General features: G+C 46.0%; 13 protein-coding genes. 4 read left to right on the top strand and 9 right to left on the bottom strand.

Annotated features, from left to right (window positions below; all coding sequences use genetic code 11):
• Positions 1-3 precede the first annotated feature (3 nt).
• From MSG33_RS22210 to pilM, 4 genes are read right to left on the bottom strand one after another with little or no spacing between them, the layout of a single operon-like run.
• Entirely contained in the window at positions 4-519 is a 516-nt protein-coding gene (locus MSG33_RS22210) for a pilus assembly protein PilP (protein WP_005395715.1), read from the bottom strand.
• The gene (pilO, locus tag MSG33_RS22205; protein ID WP_012841351.1) at positions 509-1,102 is read right to left on the bottom strand and encodes a type 4a pilus biogenesis protein PilO; all 594 of its coding nucleotides are present in this window, start codon (positions 1,100-1,102) and stop codon (positions 509-511) included. Before pilO ends, MSG33_RS22210 begins: the two co-directional genes overlap by 11 nt.
• On the bottom strand, positions 1,095-1,670 hold the full coding sequence (locus MSG33_RS22200) for a PilN domain-containing protein (RefSeq protein ID WP_046874634.1): 576 nt from the start codon (positions 1,668-1,670) through the stop codon (positions 1,095-1,097). The genes pilO and MSG33_RS22200 overlap by 8 nt, the downstream gene beginning before the upstream one ends.
• A complete protein-coding gene (pilM, locus tag MSG33_RS22195) occupies positions 1,654-2,670 on the bottom strand; it encodes a type IV pilus assembly protein PilM (RefSeq protein ID WP_005395718.1) in 1,017 nt (338 codons plus the stop codon). The genes MSG33_RS22200 and pilM overlap by 17 nt, the downstream gene beginning before the upstream one ends.
• A 143-nt stretch (positions 2,671-2,813) precedes the next feature.
• On the opposite strand from pilM, the gene MSG33_RS22190 reads away from it, so the two are divergent.
• A complete protein-coding gene (locus tag MSG33_RS22190) occupies positions 2,814-5,375 on the top strand; it encodes a PBP1A family penicillin-binding protein (RefSeq protein WP_104974736.1) in 2,562 nt (853 codons plus the stop codon).
• 51 nt (positions 5,376-5,426) lie between these two features.
• Here the strand turns inward: MSG33_RS22190 and oxyR are convergent, their stop codons facing one another.
• Positions 5,427-6,338, bottom strand: a complete 912-nt coding sequence (gene oxyR / locus MSG33_RS22185) for a DNA-binding transcriptional regulator OxyR (protein WP_005395720.1) — start codon at positions 6,336-6,338, stop codon at positions 5,427-5,429.
• Between the two features lie 170 nt (positions 6,339-6,508).
• Here oxyR and MSG33_RS22180 point away from each other — a divergent pair, with 170 nt between their 5' ends.
• The 3 genes from MSG33_RS22180 to MSG33_RS22170 all read left to right on the top strand — a co-directional run bounded on the left by MSG33_RS22180 (position 6,509) and on the right by MSG33_RS22170 (position 9,562).
• A complete protein-coding gene (locus MSG33_RS22180; RefSeq protein ID WP_248382149.1) occupies positions 6,509-7,237 on the top strand; it encodes a redoxin family protein in 729 nt (242 codons plus the stop codon).
• Between the two features lie 192 nt (positions 7,238-7,429).
• Entirely contained in the window at positions 7,430-8,902 is a 1,473-nt protein-coding gene (locus tag MSG33_RS22175) for a dihydrolipoyl dehydrogenase (RefSeq protein ID WP_248382147.1), read from the top strand.
• Positions 8,903-9,292: 390 nt separating this feature from the next.
• Complete coding sequence (locus MSG33_RS22170; RefSeq protein WP_012841349.1) at positions 9,293-9,562, top strand: DUF3624 domain-containing protein; 270 nt, start codon at positions 9,293-9,295, stop codon at positions 9,560-9,562.
• A gap of 206 nt (positions 9,563-9,768) precedes the next feature.
• On the opposite strand, the gene argH is transcribed toward MSG33_RS22170, so the two are convergent.
• The 4 genes from argH to argC all read right to left on the bottom strand — a co-directional run bounded on the left by argH (position 9,769) and on the right by argC (position 15,013).
• Entirely contained in the window at positions 9,769-11,643 is a 1,875-nt protein-coding gene (argH, locus tag MSG33_RS22165) for an argininosuccinate lyase (protein ID WP_248382145.1), read from the bottom strand.
• A 253-nt stretch (positions 11,644-11,896) separates the two neighbouring features.
• On the bottom strand, positions 11,897-13,111 hold the full coding sequence (locus tag MSG33_RS22160) for an argininosuccinate synthase (protein ID WP_006742773.1): 1,215 nt from the start codon (positions 13,109-13,111) through the stop codon (positions 11,897-11,899).
• Between the two features lie 84 nt (positions 13,112-13,195).
• Complete coding sequence (gene argB, locus MSG33_RS22155; RefSeq protein ID WP_248382143.1) at positions 13,196-13,987, bottom strand: acetylglutamate kinase; 792 nt, start codon at positions 13,985-13,987, stop codon at positions 13,196-13,198.
• A 21-nt stretch (positions 13,988-14,008) separates the two neighbouring features.
• Positions 14,009-15,013 carry an N-acetyl-gamma-glutamyl-phosphate reductase gene (argC, locus tag MSG33_RS22150; RefSeq protein ID WP_248382141.1) on the bottom strand — a complete coding sequence of 335 codons (1,005 nt, stop codon included), beginning with the start codon at positions 15,011-15,013 and terminating at the stop codon, positions 14,009-14,011.
• Between the last annotated feature and the right edge of the window lie 18 nt (positions 15,014-15,031).

Raw genomic sequence — 15,031 nt, 5'->3', positions numbered from 1 at the left:
GGGCTATCTCAAAGCCAACTTAACTTTACGCTTCTGCCAACACCCTAAGCCGTCGGGCAACGTTTCATTAATTAACAAATAGGAATGGCTGACATGGGTCACTTTGCCGTTGTTGCGTCCGAGGTATTGCCCCGGCTTCACTTTATAAACGGTGCCGTTGGGTGCCTGAACGAGACCAGAAACCGTATTACCCATGCCCATAACTCCTTTCAAACGTAATTGGCTTAATGGGAATTTTTCTAATTTGCCAGTGCGCCTTCTTGAAGGCGGTTGCCAGCAATCTTTTCTTGCAACGGGCTGAGTGGCGATCGTAGCTTCTTTTGGTAACTCAAAGGGCGCACGCTGTACTTCAGGTGCGTACGTGACGGCAACATACTTATCTGCAGGCTTAAGTTTCTCGACATCTCGACGCGCCTGACTCTCCACCCCTCGAATAAAATCCGTTAATGACTCATCATTCGCCTGACATCCAAGTAGCAGAGACCCCATCAGTACCAGTAACAAGTGCTTACTTGTCATTGTTCGTCTCCTCTGGCTTAAACTGATAGGTATTGGCTCGTACCCTAAAGTGCAGAGTTTCACTTTCTTGGCTGACACGCTGCCAAGTCACATCTTTAAACGTGATGATTCGAGGTAGCGTTGCTATCGCCTGAGAAAAATGTCCGATGTCATGAAAATCTCCCGTTAACTCAATGTTTAAAGGAAGACGATAGAGGAAATGCTCTGATTGCTTTTCACCCCAGTCGATACGGGTAAAGGTCAACTTATTGTCGATACCGAGTTCATTCACCGAAGCGAGCATCGTAGCCAACTCTTTTTGCGCGGGCAGTTGTTGTAGCAATAACTCGTAACGCGTGGTGAGTTCATCCAACTGAGATTGAAGCTGAGGCAATGCAGCTACTTTGTTCGCTTTGATCTTCAGTGCTACCTTGAGCGTCTGCTCCTGCTGGACCAAGTTATTCAATTGCTCTTCTTTTGGCTTAAGGTAAAACCAATAGCCAAAACCTTGAATGAGGAAAATCAGCAGCGCGATAACCACAAGCTGAGGCAACAATGGCCACTCTGCCATTTCATCTATTTCGAGATCCTGCCAATCAACCATGCTGGGCCTCCACTTTCTTCTCCGGCACTTTGAACATGAAAGACACTTTGAACGTTTGGAACTCTTTTCCAAAACGCGCTTTTCCGTGAACGATGGAGTGCATTTCTACATCATTCAACTTGGCCGAACGCTCCATGTTGTCCAGCATCGTGGCAAGTTTTGGAGTGCTATCAGAGATCCCAGAGATCTCAATTTCCAGATCATTCATTTTGATCTTGTCAACATATACACCTTCAGGAATGACGGCTGGCATCAAGTTCATAAACTCGGTCGTTTTGTTTCTACCGTTTTGTAACCCTTCAACCACTTTTAAACGTTCGAGGATTTTGCTGTGCTCTTGCTCGGCGATTTTCATTGCTTCAATACGCTGGTCGAGCTCAGCAATGTAGTGAGTAAGGTAATCAAGCCGCTCCTGCTGCTGATCTTGTTGGTACTCAAAAAACTTTCCAATACCCCATTGAATACCAATGGCGACCAACATGCCTAACGCGACCAAGCTAATGAAACGACGTCGGTGCTCTTCTCTTTGGTTCTCTCGCCAAGGAAGTAAATTAATGCGATAAAGCACGCGCACCTCCTAGCCAATGAATGCCACGAATCGCGAGTCCTGCGGCTGTAGAGAAATGCTGCCAATCCGCGGCACGACGTTTACGTTTGGACACCTTCATCTCAAATAGCCCTAGCGGGTTTAGCAATTCACACTCTAGTGACAGTTGCTGAGATAACTCTTCCGCGAGCATTGGTGTCGAAGCTCCTTCCCCTGATAACCAGATACCTTTGATATTTTGCGAGCCATTAATTGAGGTGTAGAGCTGCATCTGACGTTTCACCCGTTCCACGATTTGGCGATTAAACAGCTCTGTTTTCTCCTGAGCATCATCGGACATCAAATCATCTTGAACAGGGCTGTTTGCTCCTCGAGTGCCGCAAGCAAACTCTTTGTGAAACAGCTCACCTTGTTCGGTAAACATGGTAAAGGAGCTCGATGAGGTGCCAATATCGAGTAAGCAGTACTTATTTTTGTCAGGAAAGCGATCGGCGGTGAGCTTCCAGATATGACCAAGACTTTGTGAATGCACGTCCACTAAAACGGGTTTTAGTCCGGATTTTTGTAATGCATCCACGCGACTATCGACCACATCTTTTCTTGTCGCAAACACTTGATAGTTATCAGTCCCACGCAACCCATCTTCGGCACGAAGACGGACGAAGTCTAAACTCAGCTCTTCGACAGGGAATGGCGATTGATGAGAAAATGCCTGAATCACAGCAAACTCAACTTCGCTATCTTCAAGGTTTTGTTCTATTTGCAGTTTTTTACTGATCACCGAATTATCAGGCACTGAAATTGCGACCTTTTTAGCACCAAAAGGCAGTTCTTTTTTAATCAGCTTTAGGGTCTTTACAATTTCTTGATGATTTATAGTGTTATTTTCAGCGACAATACCTTCCTTTAGTAATATTTCTTTGTAACCCAACAGAGCGTAATTGTTGCCTGTGGGTTTAAGTACTACGGCTTTGAGGCTGTTATGGCCTATATCGATGCCGGTAACGATTAGCTTATCCATCTCTTACTCTCGCTCCGAAATTTCTTCGTGCAAAGGTTGTTATTAGCACCCAAATAAGAGTTAATATCTCTATGTGCTAAATTTTTGACCTAAGAGTACAAGGGTTTGCCGTTACACAGCCTCAACCAATCAGGGATTCTCCGGTGAAGTTCATAAAGCGTTTATTATTTTTAACATTGATTTGCATAATTCTTGGAGTCACCACAATATTTGGCTTCTATCAGTACGTGAAGCCTGAATTGCCAGATGTTGCAACTCTAAAAGACGTTGAATTACAAACACCTATGCAGGTGTTTAGTCAAGACGGGAAGCTGATCGCACAGTTCGGTGAAAAGCGTCGTATTCCTGTTACTTATGATGAAATTCCTCAAGACTTAATTCATGCGCTAATCGCAACCGAAGATAGCCGTTTTTACGAACACCCAGGTATCGATCCTATCGGCATCACTCGTGCAGCCGTTGTAGTTGCGATTTCAGGTTCCGCTAAGCAGGGCGCAAGCACCATTACGCAACAGCTAGCGCGTAACTTCTTCTTATCTAATGAGAAGAAGATCATGCGTAAGATTAAAGAGATTTTCATTGCTATCCACATTGAGCAGCTTCTGAGTAAGCAAGAAATCATGGAACTTTATGTCAATAAAATCTTCCTTGGTTACCGCTCATATGGTTTTGGTGCGGCCGCTCAAGTTTACTTTGGTAAGAGCCTTGATGAATTGACGTTAAGCGAACTTGCGACACTCGCAGGGATGCCAAAAGCGCCATCAACGATGAACCCAATTTACTCTCTTGAGCGTGCGACAAAACGCCGTAACGTCGTGTTAATGCGAATGCTTGATGAAAAATACATCACGCAAGAACAGTATGACGAAGCACGCAACGAACCTATCGTGGCACGTTACCACAGTGCTGAAATTGAACTTTCCGCTCCTTATGTGGCGGAACTAGCTCGTGCATGGGCCGTGAAAGAGTACGGTGAAGAAGAAGCCTATACCTCTGGCTTGAATATCTACATGACGGTGGACTCTAAACTGCAAGATGCCGCGAATACATCCGTGGTAAATAATCTGCTGTCATACGATGAACGTCACGGCTACCGCGGTGCGGAGAAAGTGCTTTGGAAAGAAGGTGAAACCGCTTGGAACAGCGAGCAAATAGAAAAGCACCTTAAGAAGCAGCCAACTTATGGTGACCTTTACCCTGCCGTCGTGACAAAAGTCGATGATAAAACTGCGCAAGTTTGGGTTAAAAACCATGAAGAGCAGACCATTCCTTGGACTGGAATGCATTGGGCACGTAAATACATCACCGAAAACCGCCAAGGTTCAACACCAAAATCAGCGCATGATGTGCTAGCGACGGGTCAACAAGTTTGGGTTCGCGAAGTGAGCGAAACCAATGAAGATGACAACACGACACAAAGCTGGAAACTGAGCCAAGTGCCAACAGCGAACACCGCGTTTGTCGCGATGAACCCGGAAAATGGTGCGATATTGTCGTTAGTGGGTGGCTTTAACTTTGTTCATAGTAAGTTTAACCGTGCCACTATGTCAGTGCGTCAGGTTGGCTCAAGTATCAAACCATTTATCTACTCAGCCGCAATTGACAAGGGACTTACCCTAGCCACTCTGATCAACGATGCGCCAATTAACAAATGGGACGCAGGTTCTGGTTCGGCTTGGCGACCTAAAAACTCACCACCAACCTATGGCGGTCCAACTCGCCTTCGCCTCGGATTAGCTCAGTCAAAGAACGTGATGGCAGTGCGTACGCTGCGTGAAGTAGGCCTTGATGAAACTCGTCAGTACCTTACTCGTTTTGGTTTTGATATTAACCAAGTACCACGTTCAGAGACCATCGCGCTCGGAGCTGGCAGCTTAACACCAATGAAAGTGGCACAAGGCTACTCTGTATTTGCGAACGGAGGTTATTACGTCGAACCGTTCTACGTAGAACGCGTGGAAGATGCATTCGGTGAAGTGCTGTTTAAAGCGAATCCAAAGAGCGTTTGTCATAAGGATTGCCCACAAATGAGCGCTCAACCAGACAATCGCTATGCCGATGAGTTTGGCGAACAAGACGTCGCGATTGATGGTTTGGCAACAGACAACGCACTGGAAAATGATGAACCTCAATATGCTCCACAAGTTATCTCTGAGCAAAACGCATTCTTGATGCGTGAGATGATGTACAGCAACATTTGGGGTGGTGGTAACTGGCGTGAAGGTACGGGGTGGAACGGTACTGGCTGGCGTGCACAAAAACTGGGGCGTCGTGATATCGGTGGTAAAACGGGTACAACGAATGACTCCAAAGATGCTTGGTACAACGGCTATGGTCCTGGTGTTGTTGCCATTGCTTGGGTTGGTTTTGATGATCACTCACGCGCCCTTGGTCGCACAACGGTTAATAGCAACCTAGGAAAAGGCCAAATTTCTGGTGCTGAATCGGGTGCGAAAACCGCAGAACCCGCTTGGATTGACTTTATGCGCGTTGCACTAGAAGAAACACCTGAGCAAGGTAAAAATATTCCAGATAACATCATTCGTGTTCGTATTGATCGCAACACTGGCATGCTAACGCACAAAGTAGACAGCACATCGATGTTCGAATACTTTGAAAAAGGCACTGAGCCTACCGAATACGCTGGAGACCGTTTGGAAGACAGTATTTATTCTTCCGGCTCTGGCGCAGAAGAGCTGTTCTAAATCACTAAAGCAAAAGGGAGAGCATTCGCTCTCCCTTTTTTATGTCGGCTTTTACGCCGCGGCGTTCAATGAAGGATAGGAAGCCAATACTTCTTTAATCTTCGCCGCCAAAGCTTCAAACCTTGCACGCAGTGGTGAGCCTGGGCGATATACAAGCACTATATTGCGCGAAGGCGTAGGGTTAACGGCTGGTACATAGCACACGCCATCTTTTTGCTTCTCATTGGGGATAGAAAGCTGAGGCAATAACGTAATCCCAGCACCAGCAGCGACCATATTCCGCAGTGTCTCCAAACTGGTTGCCTTAAAGCGTTCATCGTCTTTCGCTCCGGCAGCAAAACAGAAACCTAACGCTTGATCACGCAGACAATGGCCGTCTCCTAGCGCTAAAACGGTTTTACCATTCAACTCCAACATATCAACATGGTCGAGAGAGGCCCACTCATGATCACATGGCACCGCAACGCTTAACGGCTCGTTATACACTTCGATTTCTTTAAAAGGTGCCGTTTCATCAACCGAAGCCAAGACCAAGCAGTCCAATTTACCTTCTTCTAATTGACGCACCAACTGATGTGTTTGAGCTTCGTGCAGGAACAGCTCCAGTTCAGGAAATGCTTCTTTTATTTGCGGCAGAATTTTGGGTAGTAGATACGGACCTACCGTCGGGATGAAACCGATATGCATAGGCCCAGTCATTGCTCCGCTCTGACCACTCGCCATATCTTTAAAAGTTTTCACTTCACTTAAGATACGCTTAGCTTGCTCCACCAACTGCAACCCTGAATCGGTAAACAAAACGCGACGGCTGCTTCGCTCTAAAAGCGTGGTACCGAGTTCATCCTCTAGCTTACGAATTTGTCCACTCAATGTTGGTTGGCTAACAAAACATGCTTCTGCCGCTTTGCGAAAGTGCTTATGTTCCGCAAGTGCAACTAAGTACTCAAAATCTCGAATATTCATAACTCACAATTCGCTTCTTTTAACAATAGTTAATACCTATCAAAACCATAACACCAAACGATTAGAGCTATCAAAGGATTTTTACAATAATGGGCTCAACAGAACGAAACAGAGCAAAGAAAAACGCTAAGCTCTATACGCATAATTTAAAATAGTTAAAGGAAATCATTATGTTTGTATCTAAAGAAGGTCAACAAGTCCCTCAAGTTACTTTTCCAGTTCGTCAAGGTGACTCTTGGATGAATGTAACGACTGATGAGCTATTTAAAGGTAAGACCGTTATCGTATTTAGCTTACCGGGTGCATTTACTCCAACCTGTTCATCAAGCCATCTACCTCGTTACAACGAATTGTTCCCTGTATTTAAAGAGCACGGAGTGGATGAGATTATTTGTGTCTCAGTCAATGATACGTTCGTGATGAATGCATGGAAACAAGACCAAGAAGCAGAAAACATTACCTTCATTCCTGACGGTAATGGTGAATTCACCGATGGCATGAGTATGTTAGTGGATAAAAACGACATCGGCTTTGGCAAACGTTCATGGCGTTACAGCATGCTAGTAAAAGATGGCGTAGTGGAAAAAATGTTCATTGAGCCAAACGAACCAGGCGACCCATTCAAAGTGTCAGACGCAGACACCATGCTGAACTACATTGCGCCAGACTACAAAACGCAAGAGTCCATCACGGTATTCACTAAGCCAGGCTGCCCTTTCTGTATGAAAGCGAAACAAAACCTGATTGACCACGGTCTTCAATATGAAGAAGTGATTCTGGGTAAAGACGCAACGACAGTTAGTCTACGAGCTATATCTGGTCGCACGACTGTTCCACAAGTCTTTATCGGTGGCAAGCACATCGGCGGTAGCGAAGAGCTAGAAGCGTATCTAGGCTAAGCTGTCCATAGCCTACACCCTCGGTCTCCGGTGCCTTTGGCTCGGAGGCCAACCCTAACTCACTTCTTCTACTAGTCTAGATAAGTAGTCGTCTACCGATAAGGTGACTCCTTATACAGATTCAACGACCCAATTCACTCTCCAAGCTCAATGTAGCTAGCTTGGCTTAAAAACGAAAAGCGAGAGTTCACGATGAAACCAGTTAATGTCGACGTAGCGATTATTGGTGGTGGTACTGCTGGTCTTGGCGCTTATCGAGCAGCAAAAGCTCATACTAATAGCGTAGTAATGATTGAAGGCGGCCCTTACGGAACAACCTGTGCTCGCGTCGGTTGCATGCCCTCTAAGCTGTTGATTGCGGCCGCAGAAAGTGTCCACCAAATCGAAAAAGCGCCTGGATTTGGGATCCATCCGCAAGGTGAAATACGCATTAACGGACAAGAAGTCATGGATCGTGTAAAACGCGAACGTGATCGTTTTGTTGGCTTTGTGCTTGAAAGCGTCGATGATATTCCCGCAGACGACAAGTTGTCAGGTTACGCGAAGTTTGCCGATGATCATACACTTATCATAGATGACCATACTCAGGTCACCGCAAAACGGATTGTGATCGCGACGGGCTCTCGTCCTGCTTATCCAGCAGCTTGGAATGAGTTGGGTGACCGTCTCGTAATTAATGATGATGTCTTTGGTTGGGATGATTTGCCTGAGTCCGTTGCGGTATTTGGCCCTGGAGTGATCGGTCTTGAACTCGGTCAAGCATTGCACCGCCTAGGGGTGAAAGTGAAGCTCTTTGGTCTTGGTGGTCAAGTTGGTCCACTGACAGATCCAGAGGTGATGGCTTATGCCGATAAAACTTTTAAAGAAGAGTTCTATCTTGATGCCGATGTAAAAGTAGAAAGCATGAAGCGCATTGCTTCATCAGACAATGACAGCGAAGACAAGGTCGAAATCCAATTCATCAACCACGATGGCGAATTAGAAACCTTTATTGTTGATTACGTTTTAGCAGCCACTGGACGACGTCCTAACGTAGATAAGCTAGCGATCGAGAACACCAATATTACCCTCGATGAACGCGGCGTACCAACCGCAGATCACTATACATTGCAAACTTCGGTAGAGAGCATCTTCATCGCAGGTGATGCAAGTAACCAAATTCCACTGCTGCACGAAGCCGCTGACCAAGGTCGCATTGCTGGTGATAATGCTGGTCGCTTTCCGGATATTCGTGCAGGTCTGCGTCGTTCGCCAATTTCAGCTGTATTCTCCGATCCGCAAATAGCTATGGTCGGCGAAACTTTCAAACAACTAGAAACTCGCTTAGGAAGCTGTGGTTGTTTTGTTACTGGCGAAGTCTCGTTTGAGAATCAAGGGCGTTCACGCGTCATGCTACGAAACAAAGGGATGTTACATGTCTATGGCGAGCAAGGTACTGGACGCTTTTTAGGTGCAGAGATGATGGGGCCTAACGCAGAACACCTCGCGCATCTTTTGGCTTGGGCACACCAAAATAGAATGACGGTTTCTGAGATGCTAGATATGCCCTTCTATCATCCAGTGATCGAAGAGGGTGTCCGCACCGCTCTACGTGATTTGAATGCAAAACTACACTTAGGGCCAGAAATGGTGAAACATTGCCTTGACTGTGGGCCTGGTTGCTAACGCTTTCATGCTCAATCGAGCCAGTCTTTACATACCAAACAAAACAGAAAGCCTCGTGATTAACGAGGCTTTCTGTTGACTACTTTGAGGCGATTACATAAGTACTACACTGCCATCATTGCGTAACGACTTACCATGATGATCGCGACTACACCGATCGTAAAAAAGCCACCAGCGATACTCAGCGCAAATTTCAATTCTGTCGACATGATTATTTTTCCTATTAAAGACTGACAGCGCACCATACATCAATCACGTGCCACATAAGCTCTACAAAGCTAACTTTCCATTTTTGGTTGTGTTCCTGCGCTCTAAGCTGCGACAAAAAACGCTTTCTCTCTTTGTGTTGGGTATATAATCTGAAGCAACACTGATGCCTTGGAAAACACTATGACTTGTCGCCGTTGCGAGGAACATTGGTTTTGGAAAAAGCTTGGGCGTTGCCAACGATGCTTGGATCAGTTAACGGTGCTTTCGGTACTGTGCTGGATTGTGTGGTGGTTTGCGTTCAAAGATGATCCACAAAGCATCGAGTCGATCGCTTTGATCTTTGCTGGTTTCGCTTTCAATATTTTATTGTTTTTGCATTTATGGATGCGTTTTGTCATCTTGCCGTGGCAACGTCGGCGAGGACGAAAAGAGACGGATAAAAAAGAGTAAAGTGGCAGATAGAAAAAAGCCCCAAAACCAATATCAGTTCTGGGGCTCTCTTAGATTCTTCTAAGAAAAAGCAGTGGTACTTTAATAGACCGAGCTTCCTCTCAAAGGTTCCAAATTTTTTCGATTTTTTTAGCAAATACTGATGTAAGTGAATCAGAGAATAACTATGTCATTGAATGCTAATAAAATCACTCCGAAATTTCAGCTCATGCCACATACGATTTTTGGATCACTTGCTCCATTAAATTGATCTCTAGCGCCACTTCATCACACGCGTGCTGACGTGGACACTGATCGCAATCTTTCAAGACTTTTTCTGGCAACAGCGACTTCGATGTTGGTAAGAAGCTCTGCTTCATAAAGAACTCTGGCGTTCGAGTGAGGACAAAGACCTTCTTTATCGCCATTTGACGTGCTTTCTCAACCAAGTGATTTACGATTGCACTGCCCTGTCCTTGACCTTGCCAGCCTGCTTCGATACCAAGAGAGCGTATTTCAGCCAACCCTGAGTCATACACATATAGAGAAGCGCAACCTGTCACTTCACCATGATGCTCAGCCACCGCGAAGGAGCCAATATCTCTCACGAGCTCATTACGAGAGCGGGGTAGATTCTCACCGAGATTCGCCCAATAAGCCACCATGCCCTCTAGTGTTTCAATGTCCGTCAAACGTGCAGGACGCACTTTCACTGCCGAGCTGTCACGCTGGCTCAGACGTTTATCCGCTTGCTCTACCGCATAAGCGACTTGGTGAGGCGAAACGCCACCCAGCGCACAACGTTTTTCCAAACAAGACTCTATTGTCAGAATGTCATACACATCATCTTCAATCACCTCAGAGAAGGTTTTTAGCTTTTGCAGAGACAATTCTTCCAGCGCACAGCCTTTATCAATTGCCCCTACCACCGCTACGCCCACAATATGGTGCGCCTCACGGAATGGGATGCCTTTCGCCACTAAGTAATCAGCTAACTCAGTCGCGTTCGCATACCCTTGCTTCGCAGCTTCAAGCGTACGCTCACCATTTACTTTAATGCCATCAAAACACAGCGCTGCCATTTCCATGCAATCATTCCATGTGTCTAACGCATCAAACAACCCTTCTTTATCTTCTTGCATGTCTTTGTTGTACGCCAATGGTAGGGCTTTCACTGTCATCATCATGCTCGATAATGCGCCATAGACACGCCCTGTCTTACCACGGATCAACTCAAGTGCATCCGGATTTTTCTTCTGTGGCATCAATGACGAACCAGACGTCACCGTATCCGCTAACTCAATAAAGTTAGACTCCCCTGAGTTGTAGAAGATCATATCTTCTGCAAGACGAGAAAGGTGCAACATAGAAATCGAGGCCACCGACATCAGTTCCATCACATGATCACGATCCGAAACCGAATCGAGTGAATTACGCGTAGCGCGGTGGAAACCAAGGTTATGAGCTAATTGTTCACGATCAATCGGATAAGCCGTGCCAGCTAAAGCACCCGAACCAAGTGGACAAGTGTCGAGGCGCTGTAAGGCATCATTCAGACGAGAGTAGTCACGCTCGAACATTTCAACATAAGCCAAACACCAGTGAGCAAAGGTGACAGGTTGAGCGCGCTGAAGATGAGTATAGCCAGGCAATACTGTGCCTTGGTGCTGCTTAGCAACATGAACCATTTGTGCTTGCAGACGATCTAAAGCAATCAACAGTTGCTGGCCTTGCTGACGACACCAAAGTTTTAGGTCTGTCGCTACTTGGTCATTACGAGAACGCCCAGTGTGGAGTTTTTTACCTAAATCTCCCACTTTACTAATCAGCTGCTGTTCAACCCACGAGTGGATATCTTCTGCATCTGAGCGAAGAATTTGATGAGGATCTTCCATCACTTCTAACTTCAGCTCGTTTAAAGCAAGTTCCAGCTTTTGCTGTTCTTCTGCCGATAGAACATCTACAGAAAGCAGAGCTTTAGACCATGCGATTGAACCTACGATGTCTTGCTCAGCCAATCGGTAGTCAAAACGCAACGAATCGTTAAACTCTTTAAATCTAGTGTCTGCCGCTTGGGTAAATCTTCCGCCCCATAATGCCATTGCGTTTCTCCTGATGACTATTGCTTACTCTAACGTTCTCGAATGAGTAGTAACCAATTTGATGGTCATTTGCTCACTTTTTCTTATGGGTCAACGTTACGGCAATTTCGACAAAAAATAAAGTATAAATTCAATATTTTTACATATATATTCAAATAGAATGCATTTGCATCTTTGTACTCATAGACGTAAGCCAACAAAAAAGACCTGCTATCCAATAGCAGGTCTTTACTCAATCCGAGATGTGAAGAGATTATTTCTTCTGGCTGTTCAACGCACGGATACGGCTTGATAGCGAGTAAAGACGGATGAAACCACCCGCATGGCTTTGGTCGTAAACCTCATCTTCACCAAAAGTTGCGAACTCTTCTGAGTACAAGCTGTTGTCAGAACGTTTTTGCGTTACCGTGGCTTGGCCTTTGTAGAGCTTAACAACCACTTCGCCATTCACGTCTTGCGCTAACTCTTCAGAAGCGGCAAGGATCGACTTACATAGCGGCGTAAACCAACGGCCATCGTATACAAGGTGAGACGCTTTTAGACCTAGCTCCTCACGGAATTCGAATGATGATTTGTCTAGCACAAGCTGCTCTACAGCGCGCAGCGCTTCCATCATGATGGTGCCTCCCGGTGTTTCATAGCAACCACGAGACTTCATTCCAACAAGACGGTTTTCAACGATATCGATACGACCAACACCGTGCTTCGAACCTTTTTCGTTTAGATAAACCAACGCGTTGTATGGTGTCATCGCTTCACCATCAACTTCGACCACCTCACCTTTTTCTACTTTCAGCGTGACGTATTCCGCTTCGTTTGGTGCTTGCTCTGGGTCTACAGTCCATACCCAGCAATCTTCGTTTGGTGCGTTCCACGTATCTTCTAGGACGCCACCTTCAGTGGAAATGTGCCATGCATTTGCATCACGTGAGTAGATCTTAGTAAGAGACGCTGAACAAGGAATGTTACGCTCAGCTAGGTAATCTAAACATTCTTCACGGCTCACTAGGTCCCATTCACGCCAAGGTGCAATCACTTGTAGATCTGGTGCTAGTGCTGCGAATGCGCCTTCGAAACGAACTTGGTCATTACCTTTACCTGTACAGCCGTGACACAATGCGTCCGCGCCCACTTTACGTGCGACTTCAACCTGTGCTTTAGCAATAATTGGACGCGCCATTGATGTACCCAGCAGGTACTTACCTTCGTAGTACGCGCCGGTTTTTAGCGTTGGGTAAATGTAATCCGCCACCATCTCTTCTTTCAGATCAGCGATGTAACACTCAGAAGCACCTGAAGCTTTTGCTTTCTCTTCAATACCTTCTAGCTCTTCTGCGCCTTGACCAACATCGGCAACGAAAGCAACGACTTCACAATCGTAGTTCTCTTTTAGCCACGGGATAATTACTGAGGTATCTAGACCGCCTGAGTATGCGACTACCACTTTATTTACGTTCACTTTGCTCATCTTTCTTCTCCAAACTTAACTGGCGCTGCGCTCGGCGGTCAGTGCCAACTACTACTTCCTAATATTGAATTCTTTTGCTGATGCTTATTGAGGCAAAAATTGCGTTCCAATACTTTCACCAGCGAATAGCTGTACTAATTTTTCTGGGTAACGCCAGGTCGCGACTTCGATAGGGCGACCAAGATCATTGGCCGCCTCCAAAGCAGCTTTAACTTTGACGATCATGCCGTCTGTGATCACATGTCCATCGATCAACATGTTCGCTTGTTGTTCCGACAGGGTTTTGATCAAATGGCCTTTACCATCTAATACACCACTCACGTCTGATAGCAGGACCAACTCCGCATCTAATGCGCCCGCAACCGCGACTGCGGCTTGGTCAGCATTCACATTCATCATCTGGCCATCTGTGGTTAAGCCAATTGAACTGATGATCGGCAGTGCGCCTGTGTTTAATACCGCTTGTAATAGCGTTGAATCACCCGGTGATGCTTTACCTACCGCGCCGAGTTCTGGGTAAAGTTCTTCAACAAGACACAAACCACCATCCGCAAGGCTAAGACCTACTGCATTGAGTCCATCTGCGATGGCTTGACCTTGAAGTAGCTTATTCGCTGTGCCTGCAAGCGCGCCTGCAATCACCGGAATTTGATCGTAAGGCGTTACGCGTAAACCGTTTTTCTTTACGGTTTCAAGCTGAAGCTTTGCCATCAACTCATCAACTAGGTAGCCACCGCCATGAACGATGGCGATTTGTCGCTGTGCCGATTTTTGGTAAGCCGCAATGGCACCAAACAGTTGGCTTAAGGTTTGAGTGCAAGATAGAGCAGCACCGCCTAGCTTAATGACTAAAGGAGCTTGATTGGTTTGCGTCATCGCATTTCCCTCTTTCAACGACTACAGCAAAGCTGTCAGTTCTGGGTAACCATAATGAATATTGAGACATTGCATCGCTTGACTTGATGCACCTTTGAGTAGGTTGTCGATGGCTGAAATCACAATGATATGTTCGCCTTGTACCTTCCAGCCGATATCGCAGAAAGGGGTATTTTCGACATCCTGAATACGTGGAATACCATCGCCTTTTAAACGCACGGCTGGCTTTCCTAGATAAGCATGTTCAAATGCTTGAGCGACTTGTTGCTCTGTAACGCGTGATGCTAGCTTCATGGTGATCGTGGCAAGAATGCCGCGTTTAAAGTTGCCTAGGTGCGGAGTAAAAATCACATCGCAACCTAAGTGCTGAGCAATTTCTGGTTGGTGACGATGAGTAAATACACCATAAGGTTGCAAGCTCACTTCACAGAAACTGTTCACCATAGAAGCTTTACGCCCAGCTCCGGACACACCGCTGGTCGCGTTAATGACAGGCCATTGATTGGTATCCACTAATGCATTTTCGAGTAGAGGTTTGATGGCTAACTGCGAAGCAGTCGGGTAGCAACCAGCTACAGCAACTAAGGGAGCAGTTTTAATTGATTCCTGGTTCCACTCTGCTAAACCGTATGCAGCTTTATCTAGCCAGTTATTATGTTGATGCTCGAAGCCATAAAAGGTGTTGTAAAAACCTTCACTTTGGACGCGGAATGCCCCCGATAAATCGAATACCTGACAGCCTGCCTCCAAGAAAGTTGGGGCTAGATCGTGGCTCACCTCATGAGCCGTTGCTAAAAACACCACATCCGATTCTTGAGCGATTTGCAGTGGATCCGTTAGTGGCGAGACCGGAATATCAATGATGCCTGCTAACTTACCGTGCAGCTGCGCAATATTCTTTCCTGCATCAACACTGTTGGCGGAAACGTATAAACCTGATAGCGTGAGTTGTGGGTGTTTATTAACCATTAACGCTAACTCTGCGCCGGTGTAACCGCTGGCTCCAATAATCGTGGTTTTTAGCATTGTGTGACATCCATATAC

It is taken from the genome of Vibrio sp. 1CM7H (assembly GCF_023161645.1).
Lineage (GTDB): Bacteria > Pseudomonadota > Gammaproteobacteria > Enterobacterales > Vibrionaceae > Vibrio > Vibrio diabolicus.
This window is presented reverse-complemented; position numbering and strand designations above follow the sequence as displayed.

What these genes read in the sequence shown, in the direction of transcription:
- MSG33_RS22210 (WP_005395715.1), bottom strand. Translation starts at nt 519, where the DNA reads ATGACAAGTAAGCACTTGTTACTGGTACTGATGGGGTCTCTGCTACTT.
- pilO (WP_012841351.1), bottom strand. Translation starts at nt 1,102, where the DNA reads ATGGTTGATTGGCAGGATCTCGAAATAGATGAAATGGCAGAGTGGCCA.
- pilM (WP_005395718.1), bottom strand. Translation starts at nt 2,670, where the DNA reads ATGGATAAGCTAATCGTTACCGGCATCGATATAGGCCATAACAGCCTC.
- oxyR (WP_005395720.1), bottom strand. Translation starts at nt 6,338, where the DNA reads ATGAATATTCGAGATTTTGAGTACTTAGTTGCACTTGCGGAACATAAG.
- MSG33_RS22180 (WP_248382149.1), top strand. Translation starts at nt 6,509, where the DNA reads ATGTTTGTATCTAAAGAAGGTCAACAAGTCCCTCAAGTTACTTTTCCA.
- MSG33_RS22175 (WP_248382147.1), top strand. Translation starts at nt 7,430, where the DNA reads ATGAAACCAGTTAATGTCGACGTAGCGATTATTGGTGGTGGTACTGCT.
- MSG33_RS22170 (WP_012841349.1), top strand. Translation starts at nt 9,293, where the DNA reads ATGACTTGTCGCCGTTGCGAGGAACATTGGTTTTGGAAAAAGCTTGGG.
- argH (WP_248382145.1), bottom strand. Translation starts at nt 11,643, where the DNA reads ATGGCATTATGGGGCGGAAGATTTACCCAAGCGGCAGACACTAGATTT.
- MSG33_RS22160 (WP_006742773.1), bottom strand. Translation starts at nt 13,111, where the DNA reads ATGAGCAAAGTGAACGTAAATAAAGTGGTAGTCGCATACTCAGGCGGT.
- argB (WP_248382143.1), bottom strand. Translation starts at nt 13,987, where the DNA reads ATGACGCAAACCAATCAAGCTCCTTTAGTCATTAAGCTAGGCGGTGCT.
- argC (WP_248382141.1), bottom strand. Translation starts at nt 15,013, where the DNA reads ATGCTAAAAACCACGATTATTGGAGCCAGCGGTTACACCGGCGCAGAG.